We start from the raw sequence: 26,385 nt of genomic DNA on the forward strand, positions 1-26,385 counted from the left end.
ACTAATACTCATGTAAATCAGCTAAGAGATAAAGAGGTGTTGTGAGTATGAAGAAGAATCGTCCGATCTCAGAGCGGAAGCTGCTTGGCATCGCCGGTCTGGGCTGGCTGTTTGATGCAATGGACGTCGGCATATTATCGTTTATCATCGCGGCTTTGCACGCGGAATGGAATTTGTCGCCTGAGGAAATGAGCTGGATCGGCAGTGTCAATTCCATCGGGATGGCCGTCGGGGCTTTTGTGTTTGGGCTGCTGGCTGACCGCGTCGGAAGGAAGCATGTGTTTATGATCACGCTGCTGTTTTTCTCGGTCGGCAGCGGTTTATCCGCTTTCACAACGACATTAACGGCATTTTTGATTTTGCGGTTTTTTGTCGGCATGGGATTGGGAGGAGAGCTTCCCGTCGCTTCGACGCTTGTTTCGGAAACGGTCGCACCTGAGCGGCGGGGAAGAATTGTTGTCTTATTGGAAAGCTTCTGGGCGTTTGGCTGGCTGGCGGCAGCACTTATTTCATATTTTATTATCCCGGCCTACGGCTGGCAGGTTGCCCTTCTCATCACCGCCGTTCCGGCTTTCTATGCGCTGTATTTGCGTCTGGCATTGCCGGATTCGCCAAAATACGAAAATCTCGACCAACAACAAAAAACGACTGTGCTGGAAAATGTGAAAAGCGTATGGTCCCGCCGCTACGCCCGCCCTACGGCCATGCTGTGGATCGTCTGGTTTTGCGTGGTCTTTTCCTATTACGGCATGTTTTTATGGCTGCCGAGCGTGATGGTGATGAAGGGATTCAGCATGATTAAAAGCTTTGAATATGTATTGATCATGACGTTGGCGCAGCTGCCCGGCTATTTTTCAGCGGCCTGGCTGATTGAAATAGCCGGACGGAAAATGGTGCTGATGATCTATTTATTGGGCACTGCTGTCAGCGCCTACTTTTTCGGAAACGCCGAATCACTGGCTCTTCTTTTGGCGTCCGGGATGCTGTTATCGTTTTTCAACCTCGGAGCCTGGGGAGCGCTTTATGCTTATACACCCGAACAGTATCCGACAGCGATCAGGGGAACCGGTGCGGGTATGGCAGCGGGATTCGGCAGGATCGGCGGTATTTTGGGACCGCTTCTTGTCGGTTATCTTGTCAGTCAAGGCACAGCGCTTTCCATGATTTTCTTCATCTTCTGCATTGCGGTTTTAGCTGCGGTCGCCGCCATTTTCTTTTTGGGATCGGAGACGAAGCAAAAAGAGCTTGTATAGGTTGAGGGCTCTGTTTCATAATGGAAGGAAACGAGAGTCTGGAAAGAGCTGATATAAATGAGAAAAAAAGCAATTTGGATCGGTATCCTGTTTTTGCTGCTCGTCATCGGCGGCTCTATTTATAACGGTTTCAACGGGAATCCGCTCAGCCGCGCGCTGGCTGAAAAAAAGCTGCTCTCATATTTAGAGGAAACATATCCTGAGCGACATTTGCAAATCAAAAACAGCTTTTACAATTTTAAATATGCAGAATACGTTTTTCATATATCAAATCCAACAGACAAACGGACGGATGAGTTGATTTTCACCGTCAAAGGGTTTATCCATCCAGAAGTCACCGAAGACGGCATCATCGAAGCTGAGCATCAAAAAACGGCAGCCCGGATAAGCGGGGAAGCGGCCGAGGAAATGAAGAAACACCTTGATGAAGCATTGGAAAATGTCATGCGCGTTCAGGTTGACCTCTCCGGAAACAAGCCTTTCAAAAAGAACAGCAAATGGAACAAGGCGATGAAACAGGAGCAAACGGTTGCGGTCTCCGTCACTTTAAATTCCGGACGGGGCGGCAAAGAAGAGTTTTATCAACAAGCGAAGGCCGTCAGAGAACGCTTAATGGGCTATCGATATGACAAACTGGATATAACAGGTATGGGCTTGGACGGGGAAGGCCGGCCGGGATATGTCAAATACAGTGTATGGATTGAAAACGGTAAGGATACAGCGCTTCAAGAAGTTCAAGTTTTAGCAAATCATGAGAAATGAGAGAAGGAGTGAATCCCTTCTCTTTTTTACTTGAAAACATATGGGTGATTTGTACTATTGATGTCAAGGTGTGAAGGGAATAGAATCATATTAAGAACGAATAATGTCGGGATTGTTACTGGTGAAGCAGGCAAGACCTAGAATGTGCTAAATGGAACCGCGCCTTTAGTGTGCTTTTTTGCGCCTATCGGTTGATGTCCTTTCGCACATTTTAGGTCTTTTGTTGTTGCAGGCCAAAAGAGATGACCAAGCTATTTTTCTTTAAGAATATGGTCCGATTTTCATTTTGATCGTTTTTTAGTGATTTGATAGGATAGAAAAATTAGAGGAGGTCACCGTTGTGCAGCATCAAGAGATTGCAAGAGAACTGTTGCCCCTCATTGGAGGCGCGGATAATATCATCAGCATCAGCCATTGCACGACAAGGCTGCGCTTCACTGTCAGAGATGAGGAAAAAATAGATATAGAGGCCATTGAAAGGATGGCGGCTGTACAGGGGACTTTTTTTAGATATGGTTTATTTCAGATTATTTTCGGTGCGGGCATCGTCAATAAAATTTATAGAGAAATGGCTCAGTACAGCGATCCCGCTCCTATGGATCAAGAGAACACGCCGGAAGCGCAGTCTGGAATCAATCTATTGACGAGATTTGCAAAAACATTGTCTGATATTTTTGTTCCGATCATCCCGGCGATCGTTGCAAGCGGGTTGCTCATGGGGGTTATCGGTGTCATAAAGGAATTCCGCCTGGCCGCCTACGACGGTCCCGTCATGAAAATGCTCGATATTTTTTCAAGCGCTGCATTTGTCATTCTGCCTGTGCTGCTCGGGTTCAGCGCGGCTAAACGGTTCGGCTCGAATCCGTTTTTAGGGGCCGTCATCGGCGGAATCCTGACTCACCCGGATTTGCTCGATCCGGAAATGCTTGGCAGCCAAACACCGTCCTTTGCAGAGATCCTTGGATTTCAAGTGCCTCTCATCGGCTATCAGGGGACGGTTATCCCGATTCTTTTGTCTGTCTATATCATGAGCAAAATTGAGCGGTTTTTGCAAAGAATCGTTCCCCGGTCATTGGATTTGATCGCCATTCCATTTCTGACGGTGATGGCTTCCGGATTTGCCGCACTGTTTATCATGGGGCCGGCTTCTCTTTTCATCGGCCACTTGATGAGCGATTGTTTGGGGTTTATTTATCAAAATGCAGGGGCGGCTTCCGGATTTTTATTTGGCGGGCTTTATTCACTGCTTGTTTTGACCGGCCTCCATCACGGCTTTTATGCGATTGAAGCGTCCCTGCTCGCAGATCCCGAATACGGTGTCAACTTTTTGCTTCCGATTTGGTCGATGGCCAATGTCGCTCAAGGGGGTGCGGGTCTGGCCGTTTTTCTTATGACAAAAAACGCGGAAGTAAAAAAGATCGCCATCCCTGCATCACTCACTGCTTTTTTGGGAATTGTCGAGCCTGTCATGTTTGGTGTGAATCTGAAACTGATTCGTCCGTTTATCGGGGCATCGATCGGAGGCGCGCTTGGCGGCGCATATGTCGTCGTCATGAATGTAGCGGCAAATTCATACGGACTTTCCGGCATACCGATGATTTCGATTGTTCTTCCTCTCGGGCCGGCTAATCTGATTCATTACTTAATCGGATTTGCGATTGCAGCGGTTTCCGCGTTCATTGCAGCTCTATGTCTCGGGTTCCAAGAAGAAAAAGAATAATTCCGTTTTCATTCGTCAAAACAGGATGAAAGGAAGGCAGCTATGAAAATAAAGAAAATCTTAAATAACAATGCGCTAGTTGTAAAAGATGAGGATGAAGAAAAAATTGTATTAGGGTCTGGGGTCGCATTTCAGAAGAAGAAAAATGATGTTGTCGACAGGTCGAAAATCGAGAAAATATTTGTCATGAAAGACTCATCAGAATACCGCCAATTTGAGAAAATCTTAAAAACACTGCCGGAAGACCACATCCAGGTTGCAGAGGATATTATTTCTCACGCGGAAAAAGAGCTGGGGATTAAAATCAATGAACGGATTCATGTCGCCTTTTCCGATCACCTCTCATTTGCGATTGAACGCTTGAGCAAGGGAATGGTGATTAAAAATCCATTGCTTGATGAAGTCAAAGTCCTTTACACGAAAGAATTCCAAATCGGCCGCTGGGCACAAGCCCTTATTAAAGAAAAACTGAAAATCGAGATCCCCGAAGATGAAGTCGCAAACATCGCCTTACATATTCACACAGCCAAAACAAACGCCGGTGACATGACAAAGACGCTTGATTTGACAACGATGATCAGCGATATCATCAGGGTCATCGAAAACAAATTGAACATCACCATTAAAGATGAAACCATTTCATATGAGCGGCTCGTCACCCATCTCCGTTTTGCGATTCAGCATATCGAAACGGGGGAATCGTTTTACGAACTGGATGCAGACATGATCAGCCTGATCAAAAAGAAGTTTAAAGAAGCTTATTTGTGTGCGCGGGAAATCGGAGAATTCGTCAAGAATGAGTACGGGTTTGAATTTCCGGAAAAAGAGCTTTGCTATATCACCATGCATATCCAGAGATTTTATCAGCGCTCTGCGCTTGTTTAACATTGAATGAAAAATGGAGCCGAGTAGTCTTCGGCTCCATTTTTCTATTCAGCATTAATTTCTGTTAATACCTCATGTTCCGTATCTATTAAAAAGCCGCGGACTTTGACATGTGAGGGGATGAATGGGTGCTGCCGAATCATGTCGACACTTTGTTTTATCCCTAAATCAACGGGTTTTCCCCCGTTCAGCCATTCATTCAGATTGCTGAAGGGAAACTCTGGATTGCCATGCTGAAAAAGATAATCGATGGTCTTTAATCTATCGCTTACATGCGGGTTGTTAAGCATGTAATTGTCCAGATCGATATCAGCCGGATCTTCATTTTTGGAGCGGACAATCAATATTTCCTCCGTTTTGTTCTGGATGACAAGCGTGATGATGTCCCTCATTAAATCGCTGTATGGCTGTGAAATATGAGGGAATACGCTTTTTAAAATAACCGTGTTTTCCGGCTGAATAGATGCCGCATGGCAGATTGATTGTTCAAGCTGATCCTCCATCCCGGTAATCAACAACACATTTTTATTTTTCGTTCCTTCCATTCCATTCACCTCATTCATTTTGTTTTTGTCCAGTTCTCCCAGTTTCCGTGCGGATCGATTGAAGCAAGGAGAATCCAGTCGTTTTCCACTTTTTGCCGAAAAGATTGATCCTGTTCAAGCAGCCGTTCGATATGTTCCCGGGGCGCCTCAATGACAATAAGCAGCCGGAGAGGCGCATGATAAATCTCTTGATCTGACAGCATGACAGACTGCCAAGGGAGACCTGTCAGCAAATCACTTGCATTTCCCTGCATAACGCCGAGGCCGGAAGTGACGGTTTGAGTCGCTTTATTTCCGCTTCCGTAATAATGCGGTGCAACGGTTGATGCGTAATACTGCAGATTGATCCATTGGGCCACCGTCCCAGGCCCTGAAATGATGCCGCTAAGGATGGAACCGTCTATGTCATTCCGCCAGTCATAGCTGTGCAGAAAAGCCCTTCCTTCAAGGTTGGCTCCCCGTGTAAGCCGGCGTGTGCCAATAATGAATGAAGCGTTTCGGGCCAGGCCCCATTCGGGACGGATTTCACTCCAATCTTCGGCAAAGCGCTCAATCTCATTGCGCGGATTTTTATATCCAAACTGAGGCAATTCGGCTAAGCGTTCTCCTCCGACAGTGCGGCTGACATCGGGGAGCGCTGACTGAATGCGGTCAAACGCCTTTTGAGCTTTTTCCGACAGCTCAGGTACATAGAGCCAATGCAATTCATCCAATGTTGTAATGTGCTCTGCGGCGGTAAACACCGTATCATCCGGTATGAAGATGCCGTCGGAGCGGAGCCTTCGTCTGACGCTGGGAAGGTTGCATATAGCGGCAAGGACGCGTGCGTTGAAAGCACCCGATGCGCCTCCGCAGGCGCCGCAGTCCAATGCCGAGGCATAAGGGTTATTCGTGCTTCTGCTGCCGTGTCCGCAAATGACAACCAACGGAGCGAACCGGTCTGTGATCCCCATCATCTGTAATGCCTGTCTGGCATAGGCGGCTTTTTCTTCTTCCGTAAATCCGACCGGAATGTCGGCTTCAGGTGTTTCTATGCGATCAAGCGAGAGCTTTGCCTGAGGCTTCTTCAGCCATGCCTTCCGCGCTTTCCGGAAAGCTTCTCCTGCTTTGCGGGGAGCCAGGCTGCGCGCGGTCATTTGCAGGCTCAGCCAAGGACCGCTTACTTCGGGAAGCAGTAAACCCGCCAAAAGATTCTGTTTCATTTTTTTAAAGGCTGAGCTTAGCGAAGCTGCCGCTTTTTTATGTTCTTGAAATGTTTTAAAACTCGATTCTTCAGCCGTTTCTTTTACTCGATGCTGCGGTTTGAGAATGACCGGCAGAGAGCTGTGGCTATGTTGGCTGCCAAGTTCACACGTTTCGATTGCCAGGTTGAAAAAGCCGGCTGTCCCATACGTTTCAAAAGGTCCTGATTTCTCTAATGCACGGCGGAACGGCTCTGAACGGACATCGATACAAAATGCAAGCTGGGCGAGCACCGGTTCACTTGTTTCGGCAGCTGCCGGTTTGTCAGCCGTGAGCTTCTTGATCTCGGCGGCATATGTTTCCTCCCACGCTTCCAGCCAGAGGCGCCTGCACGTCATGCCATCAAAGCGGTGAGCGAGTGTTAAGCGCGCTTTTTGCTCTGCCGGAGAAAGTTTGAGCCATGCGTCAGGAGTGAGGCCGCCCCAATGCAGCCAGGCCGCAATCAAAGGAACGAGCTGCATCTCTTTTTCAGGTTTTGGCTTAGACAGCGGCAAATAAGGCTCAACTAGCATCCATTCCATTGAAAGCCGGATAGCCAGATACTCGAGCAACAGCCCTTCTTCTTCCCGCGAATGCTGGGAGCGCCAGAGCATCATCCCGGCCCATCCCGGCAAAGAAAGCAAATGAGCTTCGAGATAGTCCTGCATGTCTCCATTAGAAATATCAAGTGCTGCGAGCGATCTTTTTAATGCGTCTTTCGGTTCTTCCGGCCACCCATTCAGCCGTTGGCGTTCCGCGCGCGACAGGGCGGGGTCGTGCTCGACAAGCTGCCGCCATGCACTGTAAAACCCTTTTTCACGATGCGGAAGCCGCCATGCCGATTGTGACTCATCAAGGTACAGCTTAGACCATTTAATCACCTGATGGTCAAGGAGGTGAGCGGTTTTTTGTCCGGCAAAAACACTTAGCGGTTTAATAAAGCTCGTTTCCCAGTCAGCATTTACCCCGCTGGAGCCTTGTTTGGCAAGCTTCTTTACATGGGGGGATGACATAAGCTTTTCAGGTATTTCGTCCAGCTTGAGCGCGGCTTTGCAAAACGCTTCTGCTGTTTCCCTCTGCATACCGGGCGGGTGCGAATCAAGCCAATGCAGCAGCTTTTTTTCAAGAATCGCCTCATCAATTTCCCCCCGTTGTTTTGCAGAGCGGAAAATCGAGGGCTTTGGGTAGATGTCAACATGAAGCTGTTGTTTAAGCCGCCGCGCTGTCTGTTCAAATGTTTGTTCTTCAAGACCCATCCACGGATGGCGCGCGGCAAAGGTTTCGATAGGCCAAAGCGGCGCAATGACCCGTGCTGCCGCTTGCACCAATTCGTCGATATTAAGGTCATCGGCCTGATGTTCGGATTTGAAGATCAATTGTTTAGACAATGTGGATGCTGCTTTCATCATTGACGACCTCCTTCTGTAAGATATTGGTCTAGATAGTTCGGCCGTTCTTCGACCGAATCGGAATGGGGCTCACCCGTTTTCACAAGAAGCAGATAAAGTGCGCCGGCCCATGCAAAGCGTTGCCGAATGATCAAAGCGCCGACCGCAGTGCCGAATAACAACACGGCCGCTGTTAAAACAGCCGCCAGAGCGGACGACTGCGCCCCCTGTACAACGGCTTCCTTCAAGAGCCCGTGTAAAACGGAATGAATGACGGCAAACGCGAGAGAAGCCCCCGTTAAAATGAAAAGTCCGGCCATTCGTGTGATGAGTCCGTGCCCGCCTGTGACAAGCTGTCGCCAAGCAACAAACAGTGACCAGCCTAATACAAGGGCGCTGATCAATTGATAGCCATCATCCGCAGCTGTGACCCAGATTCCGGTTACGAGAGTAAGAGCGAAGACGCCGCCTATGATGTTCCAAAAAAGAGCCGGCCTGCCCGGTTTAGATGCGAACGATTCATAACGGCGCACCGCTGATCCGGCTTGCAGGAAAAGGGCGGCTTTGAACAGGCCGTGCAAGACGAGATGAATAATAGCGGCGATATAGGCGCCTAATGCGCATTGGACAAGCATAAAGCCCATCTGCGCGACCGTTGAAGCTGCGAGCTGCCGCTTGTAGTCCGTTTGGACGATCATCATGCCCGTTCCGAGTAAGACTGAAAGAACGGCGGGAACAAGCAGAATAAGCTGCAGCCCGTCACCGCTGAACATCGGTGCGAAACGGGTCAGCATAACCCCGCCGACATTTACGAGTCCGGCGTGCATGACCGCGGAAACGGGAGTCGGCGCAATCGCCGAATCGAGCAGCCAGCGATGGAACGGCCACTGCGCCGCAGGAATCATCACCGTTAAAATGACAAGGAGACCGATTCCGATTTTCTCCCATGAGCTGAGCTGTGCCAGGCTCTCTTCCGCGATGGCGGATGAGAGCTGCCAGTGCCCTGTCGAGAGAGAGAGCCAAAGAGCCGCCGCCGCTATAGCCAGCCAGCTGAGCGCAAAGATCCGGCCCGCATACAAAGCGGCATTTTTCGCGGCCTGCCAAGCGCTGTTTAAACCGATAAGCGCAGTCAAGCCGAGCAGAGTGATTCCCCAGCAAATGAGGAGCCAGCGAAGATCATCGTTCAGCCAGGCGGATGAAGCGCCTCCCGTCGTAAGCGTCAGCAGCAAAAAGAATTTACGATAGGAGCGGTCCCCGAACAAATACCGGACGGAGTAGCGCTGAACGATAAAGCCGATGGTCAAGACAAACAAGGCGATCAGCCAGGCCAGCGAATCCAAGCGCCAAGGAGCTGCAGTATGACCGGTACTTGCCGTCATCACCCCGGCTAGCGCGGCGAGCGGAGGCAGAGCAATGATCTTGGCGTGGACCCGTACAAAGGGCAATGGAACCTTTGGATGCATCACGAGCAGTGCGCTGAATAAACAAAGCGCAAGCGACGCGAAAAATATTTTCAGCCAAAATAAAGAATCTAGCAGATCAAACACCCGGCATCCCTCCGTCGGCATGATGGAAAAAAACATACTGTTTCATGTCTGGCCTTCCTTTCTAAAACGTAAAAAAGCCGGTATATTCAGGCTTGGCCCATTTTCAGCCAATCTTTCTGAATGATACCGGCTTATCTTTAACTCATGTTCATGCTTTAAAGATCTTCCGTTTTTCTATGATAATTTCTTTTGCAGGTCGTTTGCCAATTTAAACACCATGATCCGCTCGCCTGTGTGCGTGCTGATATCCGTATGGAAGCTGACCGTATCTTCACCGGTTAGCTCCTTCATGATGCGGCTCAATTGTTCCCGTCCCGATTCCACCAAGCCGGAGCGGGTTCTTTTGATTGACAACAGCCCTTCTTTTGTACTGCAAAGTTCGTACTCGGCGGGCGTCAAAATGCCGTTTAAGGACACGATGACCATATTTCTGAGAATGTCTGTTTTGACAGATACGGATCCCCGTCCCAAATAGTCTTTTTCCCATTGGGTTAAGGCTTTGCTGATTTCAGCCTCCAAAGACCCCTTCGTCAATTTCTGTTTTTCCAATGTTATATCCTCCTAAAAAAAACGGTATATTTCTTTTCCATATACACAAATATAGGGAAAATGAAATATACCGTCCTATCAAAATGTTAATGTCATGCACGGTAAAGATGACTTTTTCACGCGGCCATAATGCCGTTATAGCCGAATGCTAAAGCTCTTTTGCATGAGATTACGATTATTGACTTTACGGAATGACTTTTTTATATCATAGCTTTTAAGATTTCTCATGTCAATACCGTATTGTTATTGGATGAAAAAGAGCAATGCCCGCCTTAGCAGACGAGCATTGCTTTTGCCACCTCATCGGCTTTTTCTTTTCCGCCTAAAAGTTCTGCAAGTTTAAGGGCGAACGGAATCGTTGTCGCCGGTCCGCGGGAGGTGATGATCTTTCCGTCTGTGACGACCGGCTCATTTGTGATGATATCCGCACCCGTCAATTCTTTTTCAACTCCAGGATAGCAGGTTGCCTTTTTGTCGCTGACAAGGCCGGCTTTACCGAGGGTCATTGTTGCGGCGCAAATAGCGGCGACATATTTTTCCGCAGCGGCGGCTTCTTGTAATGTCTTGTGCAGAGCTTGATGCTCCAGCATTTTCTTGCTTCCGACGTTTCCGCCGGGGAGGATCAGCATGGCCGCCTCACGAAAGTCTGAGTCCTCATACAGTTGGTCGGCTTCCACGACAATTTCGTGCCCGCCTTTCACGCGCCGCGTCCCGTCAAGTGAGACCGTGACGACATCCACTTCAGCCCTTCTTAAAATATCAATCGTTGTAATGGCTTCAATTTCTTCAAATCCATCGATTAAAAAGACGAACGCTTTTTTCATCGTATACCCTCCTTGTATGTTCATTTTACCGATGATTCAGAGATTCCCGCAACTCATTCGGAGACAAAGTGAGACACTGTCTCATTTTGTCTCTTTTTTAGAGACTGCCATCAACAAAAAAACGCTGCCGTATTCATTTTTTCCGTTGGCACGATTTTTGCAAGAAATAAGGGCGTGACGAAAAAAAGACAGGAGGTTTTGCAACATGGAAGCGGCATTGACAAAAGAAAAAGCGGTTTGGATGTACAGAAAAATGCTGGAGATTCGCCGGTTCGAAGACCGGGTGCATGAGCTGTTTGCCCAGGGGATTCTGCCGGGATTTGTCCACCTTTATGCGGGAGAAGAAGCCGTCGCGGTCGGCGTCTGCGCCCATTTGAATGACAAAGACAGCATCACAAGCACACACCGCGGACATGGACACTGTATCGCAAAAGGCTGTGACCTAAAGGGAATGATGGCGGAAATCTACGGAAAGGCCACAGGCCTTTGCAAAGGAAAAGGCGGATCAATGCATATCGCCGATTTTGACAAAGGCATGCTCGGCGCCAACGGAATCGTCGGCGGCGGCTTTCCGCTGGCATGCGGCGCAGCTTTGACAGCAAAATATAAAAATACAAAAAATGTAAGCGTTTGCTTTTTTGGTGACGGGGCCAACAATCAAGGCACATTTCACGAGGGAATCAACCTCGCCGCCATTTGGAAGCTCCCTGTCATCTTCGTCGCCGAAAACAACGGATATGGAGAGGCGACTCCGTTTTCCTATGCGTCAAGCTGCAAATCGATCGCCGACCGGGCAGCCGGCTACGGCATACCGGGCATCCAGGTCGACGGCAAAGATGTGACGGCCGTCTATCAGGCCGCCCAACAAGCGGTAGAACGGGCGAAAAACGGTGAGGGGCCGACATTAATCGAGTGTATGACATACCGGAATTACGGACATTTTGAAGGAGATGCCCAGCGCTATAAAACCAATGAGGAAAAAACAGAGCATCAGGAAGAAAAAGACGCAATCACCGCTTTCAGAAATGAACTGCTGACAAAGCAGGTTTTAACTGAAGCAGAGCTGACCGATATTGAAGCGGCTGTGGCGGAAGCGATAGAGGAAGCGGTTGAATTCAGCGAGAAAAGCGCTTATCCGGATCAAAGTGAGCTCATGACAGATGTTTATGTCTCTTATTAATTCAATAGAAGGGGGAAGAAAAAATGGCGAGAGAATTAAGTATATCAGCTGCCCTGAATGAAGCGATCAAACTGGCGATGAGAAAAGACGACCATGTCATTTTAATGGGTGAAGATGTTGCCGGCGGAGCAGCTGTCGATCATTTGCAGGATGATGAAGCATGGGGCGGTGTGCTCGGCGTTACGAAAGGGCTTGTTCAGGAGTTCGGACGCGAGCGCGTCCTTGATACGCCGATTAGTGAAGCGGGCTATATCGGCGCAGCGATGGCGGCAGCTTCAACGGGGCTCAGGCCGATTGCGGAATTGATGTTTAACGATTTTATCGGCAGCTGTCTTGACCAGGTGCTCAATCAAGGGGCAAAGTTCCGCTACATGTTCGGCGGAAAGGCGGAGGTCCCGATTACGATCAGAACGACGCACGGAGCGGGCTTCAGAGCGGCTGCCCAGCATTCGCAAAGCTTGTATGCCCTTTTTACAAGCATTCCCGGCCTGAAGGTCATCGTGCCTTCATCTCCGTATGATGCCAAGGGGCTGTTCTTGGCTGCGATTGAAGACCAGGATCCCGTCATCTTTTTTGAAGATAAAACATTGTACAACATTACCGGTGATGTGCCGGAAGGATATTACACACTGCCGATCGGCAAAGCGGACGTGAAGCGGGAAGGCGCTGATGTCACGGTTTTTGCGGTCGGCAAACAGATCTATACAGCCCTGGAAGCGGCAAAACAGCTTGCATCAAGGGGAATCGAAGCCGAAGTCATAGACCCGCGCAGCCTGTCGCCGCTTGATGAAGAAGCGATTTTGGCTTCGGTGGAGAAAACGAACAGGCTTGTCATTGTTGATGAAGCGAATCCAAGATGCGGCATTGCAGCAGACATCGCCTCATTGGTCGCTGATAAGGGCTTTGACTTGCTCGATGCGCCGATTAAAAAGGTGACAGCGCCGCATACGCCTGTTCCGTTCTCCCCGCCGCTTGAAGATATTTATTTGCCGACTCCGGAAAAAGTCATCAACACCGTATTGGAGATGCTCGGGGAAACATCGCCTCAAGGTGTTTAACTAACGAAAGGAGAGAGAGAAACATGGCTGTCGAGGTTGTCATGCCGAAATTGGGAATGTCGATGAAGGAAGGCACGGTTTCCGTCTGGAACAAAAAAGTCGGAGAAACCGTTGGGCAAGGCGAAAGCATTGCAAGCATCAATTCTGAAAAAATCGAAATGGAAATCGAGTCTCCTGCTGAAGGAACCATTTTGGATATTAAAGTGCCTGAAGGAGAGGGGGTGCCGCCCGGAACCGTCATCTGCTATATCGGTGAAGCAAACGAACAAGCTGAAAAAACCGATGAAAAAGAGGCTCGGCAAAAAAAGACGGGAGAAAGGATTAAAATATCTCCCGCAGCCCGCAAAATCGCCGAAGGAGCCGGTCTGGACATCAAGACGCTTAAAGGCACCGGACCGGGGGGAAGAATCACGAAAGCGGATGTACTGAAGGCGCTTCCGGAAGAGCCGAAGCAACAAACGAACGAGGCGGATAGACAGCCTGTAAGCATGATGCGGAAAACGATCGCTCAAAGGATGACGGAAAGCCTCCAGCAGAGCGCCCAGCTGACGATCACCATGAAAGCGGATGTCACAAAGCTAACCGACTTGCAGCAGCAGCTCAATGAAACAGCTATAACAAAATATGATACGAAGCTGACGCTGACGGACTTTGTCGCCAAGGCAGCGACGCTTGCGCTGTTGGAGCATCAGGACATGAACAGCGTCTATCAAGACGGAAGACTGACCGTTTTGAAGCATGTTCATCTAGGAATAGCGGCTGCGCTTGATCACGGCTTGGCTGTTCCGGTTGTCAGGCATGCCGAACGGCTGCCGTTGCTTGAACTGGCGAAGAAAATCAAATGGTACGCCAAAAAAGCGCGTGAAGGCAAACTGCTTCCCGATGAAATCGAAGGCTCAACTTTTACCATCACAAATCTCGGCTCATACGGTGTAGAGCACTTCACCCCGATTTTGAATCCGCCGGAAACAGGTATTCTCGGCGTCGGCAAGATGTATGAAACACCTGTTTATCAAGAAGGGGAATTGGCTAGAGGCGTCATTCTTCCGCTCAGCCTGACCTTTGACCATCGCGCTTTGGACGGAGCGCCGGCGGCGGCGTTTCTTGCTGAAGTCAAGAGCTATTTAGAAGATCCGGCATCGATTCTTTTATAGAAAGAAGGTGAATAAACCGTGACACTCGCCGTTATCGGAGGAGGGCCAGCGGGGTATGTGGCGGCGATTACAGCCGCTCGCTCCGGCAGGGAAGTCATTTTGATTGATCAAGGTCCTTTAGGAGGAACATGTTTAAATGAAGGCTGCATCCCGACCAAAGCGCTTTTGGAAAGCGCGGATATGTACGAAAAGATCAAGTCGGCCGGTGAGTTCGGAATCGACCTCACAGAGGAAAACCCGGTGATTCAATGGCAGGCTGTTCAAAACCGTAAAAATAAAATCATCAGACAGCTTGCAGACGGAATCCGGTATTTGATGGATAAAAACAGAATCAAACTGAAGAAAGGAAAAGCGTCCTTTCTTACCGAACACGATGTCTTAATTGAGGACAGCGGAAAGTCCGAGGTGATCAAGGCCGAGCAAATGATTATCGCGGCAGGATCAGAACCGGCCGGGCTGCCATTTGCACCTTTTGACGGGAAATGGATCATCCACAGCGGTAACGCGATGTCGCTTCCGTCTATTCCCGACTCGCTTTTCATCATCGGCGGAGGCATCATCGGCTGCGAATTTGCCAGCATTTTCGGCAGATTGGGCACAAAGGTGGTCATGGCCGAACAGGCGGAACAGATACTGCCCGGTGAGGACCCGGATATTGCAGAATACTTGCGCAGCCGGCTTGAAGAATCGGGAGTAAACATCATGACATCAGTTGCCGTAGAGCAGCTTGATCAGGCAGCAAAAAAAGTTTTCTTGAAAAATGGGAATGAACGTTTTGACATCCGTGCGGATCTTTGTTTAACAGCGATCGGCCGGAAGCCGAGACTGACCGGTTTAAACCTTGACCAGATCGGAATCAAATACAGCAGCAAAGGCATACATGTCAATGAGCACATGCAGACGAACCTGCCCCATATTTATGCGTGCGGGGATATCGCCGGAGGTGTCCAGCTTGCCCATGCGGCATTTCATGAGGGAACGATTGCCGCTTCACATGCATCAGGCCGAAACGTGCAGGTCAATCATCAGGTTATTCCGCGCTGCATTTATACGTCTCCGGAAATCGCCAGCGTTGGCTTAAACGAACAACAAGCACGGGAACAGTACGGGGATGTTCGGATTGGGGAGTTTTCGTTTTCCGCCAATGGAAAAGCGCTTATTTTGAACCAGCCTGCCGGTAAAGTGAAAATCATTGCGGACCCGGAATATCAAGAAATCGCAGGGGTGTCGATCGTCGGTCCGGGCGCCACCGAACTGATCGGGCAGGCGTCCGTCATGATGCATGCCGAGCTGACCGCAGATTCGATGGAGCACTTTATTGCCGCACATCCGACTCTATCAGAGGCCATTCACGAAGCATTGCTGAACACAACAGGCCAAGCAGTCCATTGTTAAAAACAGTTCCGAAAAACTTCGCATGTCATGATGCGAAGTTTTTTCCTAAGGGTAATCAACCATGTTGAAAGCGCTTTTATAATTATCTATAATGAGAAAAAAGCCCTTAGGAGAGGATGGAATGAATCCGACGCCCTGCTATTTAAATACGTGGAAACGCTTTGTCAAGGAGGGGCTTCTCGATCAGGCCCGCCTGAACAAAAGAGTGATGGAGTCATGGTACCGCTGCAAAAAAGCAAATGTGGATCCGTATTTAGATAAAGGACAGTCGATTTTAAAAAAGGAATTATTAAACGCGCAGAAGAAAAAGCATTCATTATTTTTTGAGGCGGCTCTTCCCTTTTTAAAAAACATCAGCCAGGAATTAAAGGAATCGGAAATGATGGCCCTCCTGATCGATGCGGACGGCTATGTCTTAAGCTTGGCCGGAAGTCAAAGGACGCTTGCTGAAGCGGGAAAAATCAATTTTGTCGAAGGTGTGCGCTGGACGGAGGCGGAGGTTGGGACGAATGCAATCGGAACAGCGCTTGAAATCGGCGAGGCGGTTACGATTAACGGCTCTGAACACTTTTCGGTCGCTTCCCACCATTGGAGCTGTTCAGCTGCGCCGATCAAGGATGAAGACGGCATGACCCTCGGCGTGATCGACATTTCCTGTCTGACTGACAGGAGGCACCCTTTCATGCTGGGAATGGCGGCAACAGCCGCACACGCCATCGAACGGGATGTGCAAGTCTCCGCCAAAAGAAAAGAAATGGAGCTTGTCAGCCGCTACCTTGAGAAAATCGAAGCAGATGAACCGTTTGTCGTCTGTAATGAAAAAAAGCGGATTGTATCGGCGAGCAGGCCTGTTCGAGAGCGGTTTTCCGACTGGCGCGGCATGAAGATCGATGAGCTGACAGAAGGGGGGTTTAACGTGCTGCACGAGCAGACCATCCTTTCAGAAACAGATGGCCATCCGCTCGGGACGTCGATCTCATTGGCGGAAGCCCCCCGCAAAAATCCAGCGCAAATATTGATCTCCCATTTCAGCTTTCCGGGAGAACAGGGCACAAGCAAAGCGTTTCAAAAGGCAATTCATGAAATGAAGCTCGCCTCCCAAACGGATGCAAATGTTTACATATGGGGGGAAACTGGATCAGGAAAAGAACTTGCTGCAAGAGCGATCCATGAGGCCAGCGCGAGAAGAAACGGACCCTTTATTGCCGTCAACTGCGGTGCGATCCCCGAAGGATTAATGGAAAGCGAGCTGTTCGGCTATGCCGAAGGCGCGTTTACAGGGGCGAAACGCCGCGGTTCAAAAGGAAAGTTTGAACAGGCACATAAAGGAACGATCTTTTTGGATGAAATCGGTGAAATCCCTTTTGCGATGCAAGTGGCGCTGCTTAGAATCATCGAAGAGCGAAAGGTCACTCCGATCGGCGGGAACCGTGAAGTCCCTTTGGACATCAGAATCATTTCCGCCACCCACCGGGATATGAATGACCTGTTGCAGCAAGGGAAGATACGCGAAGACCTTTATTACCGCCTTCATGTTTATCCGGTAAAGATTCCGCCGCTTCGTGAAAGAAAGGAAGACATACCCGAGTTATTCCGCTATTACAAAAAGAAGCATGATTGGAAGGCCGATTTTCCCCAGGCGTTTTTTCGGAGTCTTCGCGAATACCATTGGCCTGGGAACATTCGCGAGCTCTTCAATATTTTTGAGCGATTACGGGTGTTGTTTCCGGACGGCGGAATGATAAGTCCTTCACAATACGCTCCTGTCATAAACGCCCTTGAGCCGGCAGGCGGGAGGCCGCCTGAGGATGATGGCCAGCCATCTGCAAGCGGATTGACATTCCGGGAGCATATACAAAAACACATCATGATGGATGCACTGCAAAAAACAAAAGGCAATGTCTCTGAGGCGGCAAAGCTTGCGGGAATTCCGCGGAGCACATTTTACAAAAGGCTGCGGAAGTATAACCTTTAATTAGCCGCGCGGCGCCCAGAGCATGATGCTGACGCCTGCCAGACAGATCACAGCCCCGACCCAGTCATAGAGGTCGGGGGTTTTTTTATCGACCCACCAGCCCCAGAGTACCGCAAGAATGATAAAAATCCCTCCGTAAGCTGCATAAACGCGCCCGAATGACGGAAACTTTTGCAATGTCGGAATCACGCCGTACACAATTAAAATCAGGCCTCCCAAAGCCCCGTACCAAAACGGTTTCGATTCCCTCAACCACAGCCAAATCAAATAGCCTCCGCCGATTTCAGCCAACCCCGCCAGCAAAAATAAAACGATGGTGATCATCATGCACAACACTCCAATTCCGATATCATGCTATTTATTGTACATGACACGAAAAGGCCGGGAAAGTTCCCGCATTCTGGGAAAATAAACAGAACACGGGTTATGGAACTGTCTTCTCTGAACCTGTTGGATGGCGTATGTAAGCGTGATATAAGTAAATTGTAAACACTAATAAGGGGGCTTTAAAAATGAAGAAAACGTATTCAATTGTCATCGCAGGCGGAGGAAGCACATTTACCCCGGGAATTGTGTTGATGCTTTTGGACAATCTCGACGATTTTCCCATCCGTCAGCTGAAGCTTTATGACAATGACGGAGAGCGTCAAAGGAAAATAGCGGATGCCTGTGAAATATTCATGAAAGAAAGGGCGCCGCATGTTCAATTTTTGGCGACAACTGATCCAGAAGAGGCGTTTTCAGACGTTGATTTTGTTATGGCCCATATCAGAGTCGGAAAATACGCAATGCGCGAGCTTGATGAAAAAATCCCTCTTAAATACGGTGTCGTCGGCCAGGAAACATGCGGACCCGGCGGTATCGCCTATGGAATGAGATCAATCGGGGGCGTGCTTGAACTCATTGATTATATGGAAACTTATTCACCTGATGCATGGATGCTGAACTATTCAAACCCGGCTGCGATTGTCGCAGAGGCGACCAGAAGGCTCCGTCCTGATTCAAAAGTGTTGAATATTTGTGATATGCCGATCGGAATCGAAGACAGAATGGCTCAGATTCTCGGTCTGTCTTCACGGAAAGACATGATAGTCCGTTATTACGGTCTCAATCATTTCGGCTGGTGGACGTCGATTTACGATAAGGACGGAAACGACCTGATGCCGGCGATTCGGGAGCATGTCCGGGAGTACGGCTACATTCCGAAAGATGAGCATGAACAGGCTGAAGCAAGCTGGAATGATACGTTCAAAAAAGCGCGTGAAGTCTACGAGCTTGACCCGGAAACACTTCCAAACACTTATCTGCAGTATTATTTTTATCCGGATGACATGGTCAAAAAATCCAATCCTGAATATACCAGAGCCAATGAGGTCATGGAGGGACGGGAAAAATTCATTTTCAGGGAATGCGAAAAAATTGTCAAAGCGCAATCAAGCGCAGACAGCCAAATAAAAATCGATGATCATGCTTCATATATCGTCGACCTTGCAAGGGCGCTCGCATATAATACCGGGGAGCGGATGCTTTTAATTGTCGAGAACAATGGAGCGATCGAAAACTTTGATCCTACGGCGATGGTGGAAGTGCCTTGTCTTGTCGGAAAGAATGGCCCGGAACCGATCACAATAGGCAGGATTCCGCAATTCCAAAAGGGACTGATGGAACAGCAAGTATCTGTTGAAAAGCTTGTCGTTGAAGCATGGATCGAAAAGTCATATCAAAAGCTGTGGCAGGCGCTGATCTTATCGCGGACGGTTCCGAATGCCAGAACCGCCAGGCTGATTTTGGATGACCTGATTGAAGCGAACAAAGATTATTGGCCGGAGCTTAAGCCGGAAAAACTTCAGCCGTCATTGTAACGATTTCAGAATGCCGCCGCCTGTTCCAAACGGAAGGCGGCGGTAAACCTAGGCATATCCACCCATTTGTTCTCGTATTTTATATAATAGAGATAGAGAACGAATGGGGTGAAGATATGCAATTGGAAGAACTGATGAACAAGCATTATAAAAAGTTGAATGACAATGACTTTCATATTTTGAAATATATTTTGAATCATCAAGATACCTGCTACAAGCTGGGGATTAATGAGCTGGCTAAAAAGTGCAATGTATCCCGCACATCTATATTGAGGCTTTCCCAAAAGCTTGATTTCAGCGGGTACAGCGAATTTAGGGTGTTTCTGAAATGGGAGGCGGAAAGGCAGCAGGAGGACCCTGAAGATTGCCGATCCTTTGAAAGCTTGATGAGAGATATAGAGGCTTGCATGAAATATTTGAAAAATACGGATATGAGAAATATGTGCAGGCTCATTGATGAAGCGGACCGCATTTTTGTCTACGGCTCCGGAACTGCGCAAACGTCGGTCGCCTGTGAACTGCGGCGGATGTTTATTTCCCAGCACCGCTATTTGACGATCATCAGGGATCAGATTGAATTTGATTTGATACTTCCGGATTTAAATACGGACGATCTGATCATCATCATTTCGCTTTCAGGTGAAACCCCGGCGCTGATCCCGCAGGCACAGACGCTGTCTGCAAAAGGGATTCCATTTATCTCTTTGACCAATTTGAAAAACAACCTGCTCGCCCAATTGACACCTTATAATCTCTATGCGACAAGCCAGCCAGTCACGGTTTATCCGAAAACAGAGCTGACCGCTTTTGCACCCTTTTTTCTCGTCGGGGAAGCGCTGTTTCGCAGTTATGTCGACTATGCTGAAGAAAAGAAAATTCAGTAAACACAGGGGGGATTCACATTGATGCAAAAAGTACAGCGGTTCGGAAGCGCTATGTTTGTACCGGTTTTATTATTTGCTTTTGCGGGAATCGTCGTAGGCTTGAGCACTTTATTTAAAAATGAACAGCTGATGGGGGCCATCGCCAAGCCGGACACCTTCTGGTATCAATTCTGGTATATCCTTGAGGAAGGAGGCTGGACGGTTTTCAGGCAAATGCCGCTGTTGTTCGCAGTGGGCATCCCGATCGCGCTGGCTAAAAAAGCTGAAGCGCGCGCTTGTTTGGAAGCGCTTACTACGTATTTGACCTTTAACTACTTTGTCAGCGCCATCCTGACGGTATGGGGAGATTTTTTCGGAGTGGACATGAGCCAGGAAGCTGGGGGAACAAGCGGACTCGCGGAAATTGCCGGCATCAAAACACTCGATACAAACATTATAGGCGCCATTATCATTTCCTCGATCGTCGTCTATATTCACAATCGATATTTTGATAAAAAACTGCCTGACTTTTTGGGGATTTTTCAAGGCTCTTCATTCGTTGTCATCATATCTTTTTTCGTCATGCTGCCGGTTGCACTTGCGACAGCATACTTTTGGCCGATGGTACAAGGCGGCATCGCCTCTCTGCAAACCTTCCTTGTCGGATCGGGGGCATTTGGCGTATGGGTCTATACATTTCTTGAAAGGATTTTGATTCCGACGGGGCTGCACCATTTTATCTATACGCCTTTTCTTTTCGGTCCGGCCGTTGTCGAGGGCGGGATCGTCACCCATTGGGCCCAGCACCTCGGTGAATACGCTGCAAGCACACAGTCCCTGAAGGAGATGTTCCCGCAAGGCGGGTTTGCGCTTCATGGCAACTCAAAGATTTTCGGCATTTTGGGGATTGCGCTCGCCATCTATGTGACGGCCAAAAAGGAGAAGAAAAAAATCGTAGCGGGTCTGCTTATTCCGATTACCTTGACGGCTATGGTAGCGGGCATCACCGAGCCGATTGAATTTACCTTTTTATTCATTTCTCCTCTCCTGTTTTTTGTTCACAGTCTGTTGGCCGCGACAATGGCGACGCTCATGTATGCTTCAGGGGTGGTCGGAAATATGGGCGGAGGCTTGATTGAAATTCTCACGCTCAACTGGATCCCTCTTTTTCATTCGCATGGCAGCACTTATCTTTTTCAAATTTTAATCGGCCTTTCATTCACAGCCATTTACTTCTTTGTTTTCAGGTTTCTGATTTTAAAAATGAATATCGCCACACCGGGACGGGAAATAGATCAGCAGCAGGAAACAAAGTTTTATTCGAAACAAGACTACAAGGCAAAAAAGCATTCTGAAAAAGAGGTCTCTGCTACAAAGGAAGTCGACGTAAATCAGGATCAGGCGTTCCTTTGCATTCAGGCGCTTGGCGGGAAAGATAATATTGCCGAAGTGACAAATTGTGCCACAAGGCTGAGGGTCAGCGTCTATGACGAGTCAAAAGTGGAGCCGGACAGCGTGTTTAAGTCCTTTGGCGCCCATGGTGTCGTCAGAAACGGAAAAGCTTTGCAAATCATCATCGGCCTTTCGGTTCCGCAGGTCCGTGAAAGGGTTGAGAAACTGCTGAGAGTCTGACGTTTCAGTGAAAAAAGCTGCCTTTTGCCTGAAAAGAAAAGCCGGGTGATAAAAGGCAGCTTATTTTATATATTTAAGCTTCAAATTTTAATTTCGCTATATCGCGTTTGCATACCGCCAATTCTTTGGTCATTTCCGCCAGGTTTTGATCAAAAAAGCCGGTTCTTTTAAATAATTCTTTGAATTTTTTTTCCGTATCTTTTTTGAATGCAGTCAGCTCCGAATGGGTCTTCTCCTGAGCCTCTTTAATCGAATGAAACATTGAGACGATTTCGGATTTAAAAGATTGAAAGTTCTTTTGATGTGATAAAGTTTCGGCTTGAAAAGACTTAACACGTTCCTGATGTGATAAAGTTTCGGCTTGAAAAGACTTAACACGTTCCTGATGTGATAAAGTTTCGGCTTGAAAAGACTTAACACGTTCTTGATGTGATAAGGTCTCGTCTCTAAAAGAGTTAAATTCCTGTTTGAAGGAAGAAAGCTCTTTTTTCTGTTGTCCAACTTCATTTTTAAGAGAGGATAGCTCTTTTTTCTGTTGTCCAACTTCGTTTTTAAGAGAGGAAACCTCTTTTTTCAGTCCGCTGACCTCTTCTTTAACAGAAGCGAGGTCATTTTTGATCACCCCGACTTCGCTTTTAAGAGAAGAAACCTCTTTTTTCAGCCCGCTGACCTCGCTTTTGAGGGAAGTCATGTCCTTTTTGATCATAGAAACCTCATCTTTAATCAATACCAGCTCTTTTTTAAAGGGATGGAGCTCTTCTTTGAATATGGTTCGGATGGTTTGTTCGAGCGCCGCGCTCATCTTTTTCACCTCCCTTTTTGCTCTTTCAATATACCATGAATTGAAAAACCGCAGAAAAGGGGAAACGGTATTTTTGCGGTTTGAAAGCGTATAATTGACTTAAGGAAAAATTAAAAACGGACAAAAAAAAGGCAATGCATGAAAATGCTTGCCTTTTTTGCGCTATGATTCTTTTTCTTTCGGGTCATCAAGCTTGACCCATTCATGTGACCACGTTTCCATTCCTTTAAGGACCGATTCAAGAGCCTGTCCTTTTTCAGTTAAAGAATACTCAATCCGCACCGGGGTTTCAGGATATACATGGCGGTGGATAATGCCTTCATGTTCCAGTTCTTTTAATCTTTCTGACAACAGCCTTCCGCTGATGGGAAGGGACGATTCTATATGGCAAAACCGCTGCGGGCCGTTTAGAAGCTGGTAAATGATCAATCCGTTCCAGCGCTGACTTATCATTTTCATTCCTTTTTCAAATTTGGGACATAAAGATGATAGGCTCACTATTCCTCACCTCTCTAGGTCTATTATAACGTAGATCAATAATTGAGCAAAGGTCATAAAATGACTTGACGTAAGTTTGTTATTTATATATACTAACTTACACAAAGTAAGTAACGAACGAAAAAAGGAGGATCACATGGTGATGATGTGTTGCTAGATTGATAAGTCGATGCTTGTCGGGAGGTATTGTTTTCTTCATAAAACATGAAAAAAAGGAGATTATAATGAACAACAAATACGAAATTGGCGCATTCATTTTACGATTGGTAACAGGTCTTACATTTTTGCTTCATGGTATTTCCAAGTTTCAAGGCGGTATTGAAAACACTGCAGGATTTTTCACGAGCGTCGGGATTCCGGGGTTTCTTGCTTATGTCGTGGCCATTATTGAGCTTCTGGGAGGAGCTTTGATGATTCTCGGTCTTGGTACACGGGTCATCGGAATCTTATTTGCGCTTGTGATGCTCGGTGCGATTTTCACAGTGAAGCTGTCTGCCGGATTTATGGGATCTGACGGAGGAGCAGGCTATGAATTTGATGTAGCGCTGCTTGCCATGTCTGTTTACCTTGCTTTAAACGGAAGCGGCATGCTGGCTTTGGACCGCTTGTTCCGCGCAAACCGTCAAGAAGGATTGTCTGTGGAATAAAACAGCGAGAAAGAAGGAAAAAACCGATGATCCAGCAAATCCATCCAGAAACAGAGCTAGGATATGTCAAACTGAAGGTGAAAAGCCTTGAAAAATCGATCTCTTTTTACCGAGACATGATCGGATTTCAAATCCTAAAACGTGATCTCAAAACGGCAGAACTCACGGCAGACGGCGCGCATCCGCTCGTGGTGCTGGAAGAAATTCCGAATGCCGTCGTACTGCCTGAAAGATCGGCGGCAGGCCTTTATCATTTTGCTATTTTGCTGCCAAACCGCAAAGAGCTTGGACTTGCGGTAAAGCATCTGCTCCGTATTGGTATGGACATTGGCCAGGGAGACCACCTTGTCAGTGAGGCGTTTTATCTGTCAGATCCGGATCAAAACGGAATCGAAATCTATCGGGACCGTCCGCGGGAAGGATGGAAACGTGATGAACAAGGAAATTATGTGATGGGAACCGAACCTGTTGATGTGAGAGGGATTCTTGAGGAAGCCGGGAGTCAGGAGTGGAAAGGTCTTCCCCCGGAAACCAAAATCGGCCATGTCCATTTTCATGTCAGGGATCTGCAACAGGCAAAGGATTTCTACCACTCTGTGCTGGGGTTCGGTATTGCAGGGGATTATCAAAACATGTCAGCGCTTTTTGTCTCTGCTGGCGGCTATCACCATCATATCGGTTTGAATCTCTGGGCCGGACGATATGCTCCATTTGCTCCCGCCGAGGCTGCCGGAATGGCTTACTACACCATCCTTCTGCCTGATGAAGCCGAGCTTGCCAGGACATTAAAAAAGCTGGAAAGCTCCGGTCATATGGCTGAGAGAAAAGCGGACGCATGGTTTGTCAAAGACCCGTCTTCAGGCGTTGATATCAGATTAGCGATTCAAAAAAGGTGAAACAATGCTGTTTCACCTTTTTTAGTGGGTAAAAACAGAGGACAAAAAAAGCAAAGAATGAGAAAAACAGACATCAATAACAAAGATTCGGCGTCAGCACCTGTGCTAACATAAATTGTGAATTTCACTTATTTGGAAAAACGAAGGGGGAGAACTTGTGGCAAAACATCAGCCCGTTTGGAATCCAAACATTGGGAATGGACGCTATCGCAATCCCGTTCTGTTTATGGACTACTCGGACCCTGATGTCGTTCGGAAAGGCAGCGATTATTTCATGGCGGCTTCAAGTTTTTCGTGTTTTCCCGGCATCCCGATTTTACATTCGAGAGATTTGGTCAATTGGACATTGATCAGCCATGTGTTTGACAAGCTTCCTTTTAGAGAGTATGAGACGCCTGCCCACGGAAAAGGGGCATGGGCGCCGAGCATCCGTTTTCACGGCGGCGAATTTTGGGTCTTTTTCGCCGCCCCTGATGAAGGAATTTTCATGAGCAAAACAAATGATCCGTTTCAAGGTTGGGAACCCCTTGTACATGTGAAAGAAACGAGAGGCTGGATCGATCCGTGCCCATTTTGGGATGATGATGGAAATGCTTATTTGATACATGCGTATGCCAACAGCAGGATCGGCATCAAAAGCAAATTGAACTTGTGCAGGATGAAAAGCGACGGGACGGCTTTGGAGGACGATGGGGTGACGATCTTTGACGGGACGCTGAACCACCCGACGATTGAAGGGCCAAAGCTGTATAAGAAAGGCGGCTATTATTATATTTTTGCCCCGGCGGGCGGTGTGAAGAAAGGCTGGCAGACGGTTTTGCGAAGCAGGCATATTTACGGCCCGTATGAAGATAAGGTTGTTCTTCATCAAGGAAGCTCGTCGATTAACGGACCGCATCAAGGAGGCTGGGTGGAACTCGAATCAGGGGAATCATGGTTCATCCATTTTCAAGACCGCGGCGCATTCGGGAGAGTCGTTCATCTTCAGCCTGTCCGCTGGGAAGACGGCTGGCCTTTGATGGGCGAGGATATCAATCAAGACGGAATCGGCGAGCCGGTTTTGGAATGGGAAAAGCCGGGAACGGACAGCGACGATGTAAAAGAGCCCTTTCAACAAACAAGCGATGATTTTGTGTCCGAACATCTTGCGCTTTGGTGGCAATGGGAAGCAAATCCGCAAGACGATTGGTATTCCCTTGACGCTCGACCCGACCACCTTCGCCTTTACAGCCGCCCTTTGTCGAACGGCTTTAAGTTTGGGAGTGTTCCGAATCTTCTGACACAGAAGTTTCCGGGACCGAGCTTTACCGCTACAGTAAAACTGTCATTGTACGCCTTGTCGGAAACGATCAGGGCCGGACTGGCCGTCACAGGGAAGCAATATGCAGCCCTCAGCTTTTCAAAAGAAGAAAACGGTATGTACAAACTTGCGGTTTATCAAGGCGGGATCAGTGATGTTCAAGAAGACGCGAAAACAGCGGAGCACCCGGTGACTGAAGAGACGGTTTATCTTCGCGTGACCGCAGATGAAAAAGCACTATGCCGCTTCAGCTACAGCGTTGATCAGCACCATTTCACACAAATTGGCGGCTCATTTCAGGCCGTTCCCGGTGTGTGGACGGGAGCCAAAGTCGGCGTATTTTGCACCGATATCGGTACAGATGGAGCGGATGGAAGCTGCTGTGACATCGATTGGTTCACCGTCAGCGCCGGAAAGGCGGTGAGGTAA

23 protein-coding genes are annotated in these 26,385 nt (G+C 48.2%); 15 read left to right on the plus strand and 8 right to left on the minus strand.

Annotated elements, in window-relative coordinates; translation table 11 throughout:
- The first annotated feature begins 47 nt into the window (after positions 1–47).
- The 4 genes from ACINLD_RS19135 to ACINLD_RS19150 all read left to right on the plus strand — a co-directional run bounded on the left by ACINLD_RS19135 (position 48) and on the right by ACINLD_RS19150 (position 4,620).
- Positions 48–1,253 carry an MFS transporter gene (locus tag ACINLD_RS19135; protein WP_077735302.1) on the plus strand — a complete coding sequence of 402 codons (1,206 nt, stop codon included), beginning with the start codon at positions 48–50 and terminating at the stop codon, positions 1,251–1,253.
- 57 nt (positions 1,254–1,310) lie between these two features.
- On the plus strand, positions 1,311–2,015 hold the full coding sequence (locus tag ACINLD_RS19140; protein WP_051290472.1) for a hypothetical protein: 705 nt from the start codon (positions 1,311–1,313) through the stop codon (positions 2,013–2,015).
- 340 nt (positions 2,016–2,355) lie between these two features.
- Positions 2,356–3,735 (plus strand): sucrose-specific PTS transporter subunit IIBC, encoded by a 1,380-nt coding sequence (locus tag ACINLD_RS19145; RefSeq protein WP_026589556.1) that lies wholly within the window; start codon positions 2,356–2,358, stop codon positions 3,733–3,735.
- A 42-nt stretch (positions 3,736–3,777) separates the two neighbouring features.
- Positions 3,778–4,620 carry a PRD domain-containing protein gene (locus tag ACINLD_RS19150; RefSeq protein WP_026589555.1) on the plus strand — a complete coding sequence of 281 codons (843 nt, stop codon included), beginning with the start codon at positions 3,778–3,780 and terminating at the stop codon, positions 4,618–4,620.
- A gap of 44 nt (positions 4,621–4,664) precedes the next feature.
- Here the strand turns inward: ACINLD_RS19150 and ACINLD_RS19155 are convergent, their stop codons facing one another.
- The 5 genes from ACINLD_RS19155 to ACINLD_RS19175 form a co-directional block, all read right to left on the minus strand.
- Positions 4,665–5,165 carry a carbonic anhydrase gene (locus ACINLD_RS19155; protein ID WP_026589554.1) on the minus strand — a complete coding sequence of 167 codons (501 nt, stop codon included), beginning with the start codon at positions 5,163–5,165 and terminating at the stop codon, positions 4,665–4,667.
- A gap of 14 nt (positions 5,166–5,179) precedes the next feature.
- A complete protein-coding gene (locus ACINLD_RS19160) occupies positions 5,180–7,792 on the minus strand; it encodes a DUF2309 domain-containing protein (RefSeq protein ID WP_077735449.1) in 2,613 nt (870 codons plus the stop codon).
- Positions 7,792–9,321, minus strand: a complete 1,530-nt coding sequence (locus tag ACINLD_RS19165; protein ID WP_026589552.1) for an NADH dehydrogenase subunit 5 — start codon at positions 9,319–9,321, stop codon at positions 7,792–7,794. The genes ACINLD_RS19160 and ACINLD_RS19165 overlap by 1 nt, the downstream gene beginning before the upstream one ends.
- Before the next feature lie 174 nt (positions 9,322–9,495).
- Entirely contained in the window at positions 9,496–9,870 is a 375-nt protein-coding gene (locus ACINLD_RS19170) for a DUF2294 domain-containing protein (RefSeq protein ID WP_026589551.1), read from the minus strand.
- 272 nt (positions 9,871–10,142) lie between these two features.
- On the minus strand, positions 10,143–10,694 hold the full coding sequence (locus ACINLD_RS19175) for a DJ-1 family glyoxalase III (protein WP_026589550.1): 552 nt from the start codon (positions 10,692–10,694) through the stop codon (positions 10,143–10,145).
- A gap of 205 nt (positions 10,695–10,899) precedes the next feature.
- On the opposite strand from ACINLD_RS19175, the gene ACINLD_RS19180 reads away from it, so the two are divergent.
- The 5 genes from ACINLD_RS19180 (at position 10,900) to ACINLD_RS19200 (ending at position 17,456) form a co-directional block, all read left to right on the plus strand.
- Positions 10,900–11,874, plus strand: a complete 975-nt coding sequence (locus ACINLD_RS19180; RefSeq protein ID WP_077735301.1) for a thiamine pyrophosphate-dependent dehydrogenase E1 component subunit alpha — start codon at positions 10,900–10,902, stop codon at positions 11,872–11,874.
- Positions 11,875–11,897: 23 nt separating this feature from the next.
- Positions 11,898–12,932, plus strand: a complete 1,035-nt coding sequence (locus tag ACINLD_RS19185; protein ID WP_026589548.1) for an alpha-ketoacid dehydrogenase subunit beta — start codon at positions 11,898–11,900, stop codon at positions 12,930–12,932.
- Between the two features lie 23 nt (positions 12,933–12,955).
- The gene (locus ACINLD_RS19190; protein WP_077735300.1) at positions 12,956–14,086 is read left to right on the plus strand and encodes a dihydrolipoamide acetyltransferase family protein; all 1,131 of its coding nucleotides are present in this window, start codon (positions 12,956–12,958) and stop codon (positions 14,084–14,086) included.
- Positions 14,087–14,104: 18 nt separating this feature from the next.
- Positions 14,105–15,481, plus strand: coding sequence for a dihydrolipoyl dehydrogenase (gene lpdA / locus ACINLD_RS19195; protein WP_077735299.1), 1,377 nt, complete (start codon positions 14,105–14,107; stop codon positions 15,479–15,481).
- A gap of 121 nt (positions 15,482–15,602) precedes the next feature.
- On the plus strand, positions 15,603–17,456 hold the full coding sequence (locus tag ACINLD_RS19200) for a sigma-54-dependent Fis family transcriptional regulator (RefSeq protein ID WP_077735298.1): 1,854 nt from the start codon (positions 15,603–15,605) through the stop codon (positions 17,454–17,456).
- Here the strand turns inward: ACINLD_RS19200 and ACINLD_RS19205 are convergent, their stop codons facing one another.
- Positions 17,457–17,783, minus strand: a complete 327-nt coding sequence (locus tag ACINLD_RS19205; RefSeq protein WP_077735297.1) for a YnfA family protein — start codon at positions 17,781–17,783, stop codon at positions 17,457–17,459.
- A gap of 185 nt (positions 17,784–17,968) precedes the next feature.
- Between ACINLD_RS19205 and glvA the strand changes: the two genes are divergently transcribed.
- The 3 genes from glvA to ACINLD_RS19220 all read left to right on the plus strand — a co-directional run bounded on the left by glvA (position 17,969) and on the right by ACINLD_RS19220 (position 21,813).
- On the plus strand, positions 17,969–19,318 hold the full coding sequence (glvA, locus tag ACINLD_RS19210) for a maltose-6'-phosphate glucosidase (protein ID WP_026589543.1): 1,350 nt from the start codon (positions 17,969–17,971) through the stop codon (positions 19,316–19,318).
- 116 nt (positions 19,319–19,434) lie between these two features.
- A complete protein-coding gene (locus tag ACINLD_RS19215) occupies positions 19,435–20,202 on the plus strand; it encodes a MurR/RpiR family transcriptional regulator (RefSeq protein ID WP_026589542.1) in 768 nt (255 codons plus the stop codon).
- A gap of 18 nt (positions 20,203–20,220) precedes the next feature.
- Positions 20,221–21,813 carry an alpha-glucoside-specific PTS transporter subunit IIBC gene (locus ACINLD_RS19220; RefSeq protein WP_026589541.1) on the plus strand — a complete coding sequence of 531 codons (1,593 nt, stop codon included), beginning with the start codon at positions 20,221–20,223 and terminating at the stop codon, positions 21,811–21,813.
- Between the two features lie 73 nt (positions 21,814–21,886).
- Here ACINLD_RS19220 and ACINLD_RS19225 read toward each other — a convergent pair whose 3' ends face one another.
- Together ACINLD_RS19225 and ACINLD_RS19230 are read right to left on the minus strand one after the other, a co-directional pair.
- Positions 21,887–22,435, minus strand: coding sequence for a hypothetical protein (locus ACINLD_RS19225; RefSeq protein ID WP_277692525.1), 549 nt, complete (start codon positions 22,433–22,435; stop codon positions 21,887–21,889).
- 342 nt (positions 22,436–22,777) lie between these two features.
- On the minus strand, positions 22,778–23,113 hold the full coding sequence (locus ACINLD_RS19230; RefSeq protein WP_026589540.1) for a winged helix-turn-helix transcriptional regulator: 336 nt from the start codon (positions 23,111–23,113) through the stop codon (positions 22,778–22,780).
- 224 nt (positions 23,114–23,337) lie between these two features.
- On the opposite strand from ACINLD_RS19230, the gene ACINLD_RS19235 reads away from it, so the two are divergent.
- The 3 genes from ACINLD_RS19235 (at position 23,338) to ACINLD_RS19245 (ending at position 26,385) form a co-directional block, all read left to right on the plus strand.
- Positions 23,338–23,760, plus strand: a complete 423-nt coding sequence (locus tag ACINLD_RS19235) for a DoxX family protein (protein ID WP_026589539.1) — start codon at positions 23,338–23,340, stop codon at positions 23,758–23,760.
- 26 nt (positions 23,761–23,786) lie between these two features.
- Positions 23,787–24,656: a VOC family protein gene (locus ACINLD_RS19240; protein WP_077735295.1), complete on the plus strand. Its 870-nt coding sequence runs from the start codon at positions 23,787–23,789 to the stop codon at positions 24,654–24,656.
- A gap of 157 nt (positions 24,657–24,813) precedes the next feature.
- Positions 24,814–26,385 carry a glycoside hydrolase 43 family protein gene (locus tag ACINLD_RS19245; protein ID WP_236251154.1) on the plus strand — a complete coding sequence of 524 codons (1,572 nt, stop codon included), beginning with the start codon at positions 24,814–24,816 and terminating at the stop codon, positions 26,383–26,385.

It is taken from the genome of Bacillus sp. z60-11 (assembly GCF_046464135.1).
Taxonomy (GTDB): domain Bacteria; phylum Bacillota; class Bacilli; order Bacillales; family Bacillaceae; genus Bacillus; species Bacillus sonorensis_A.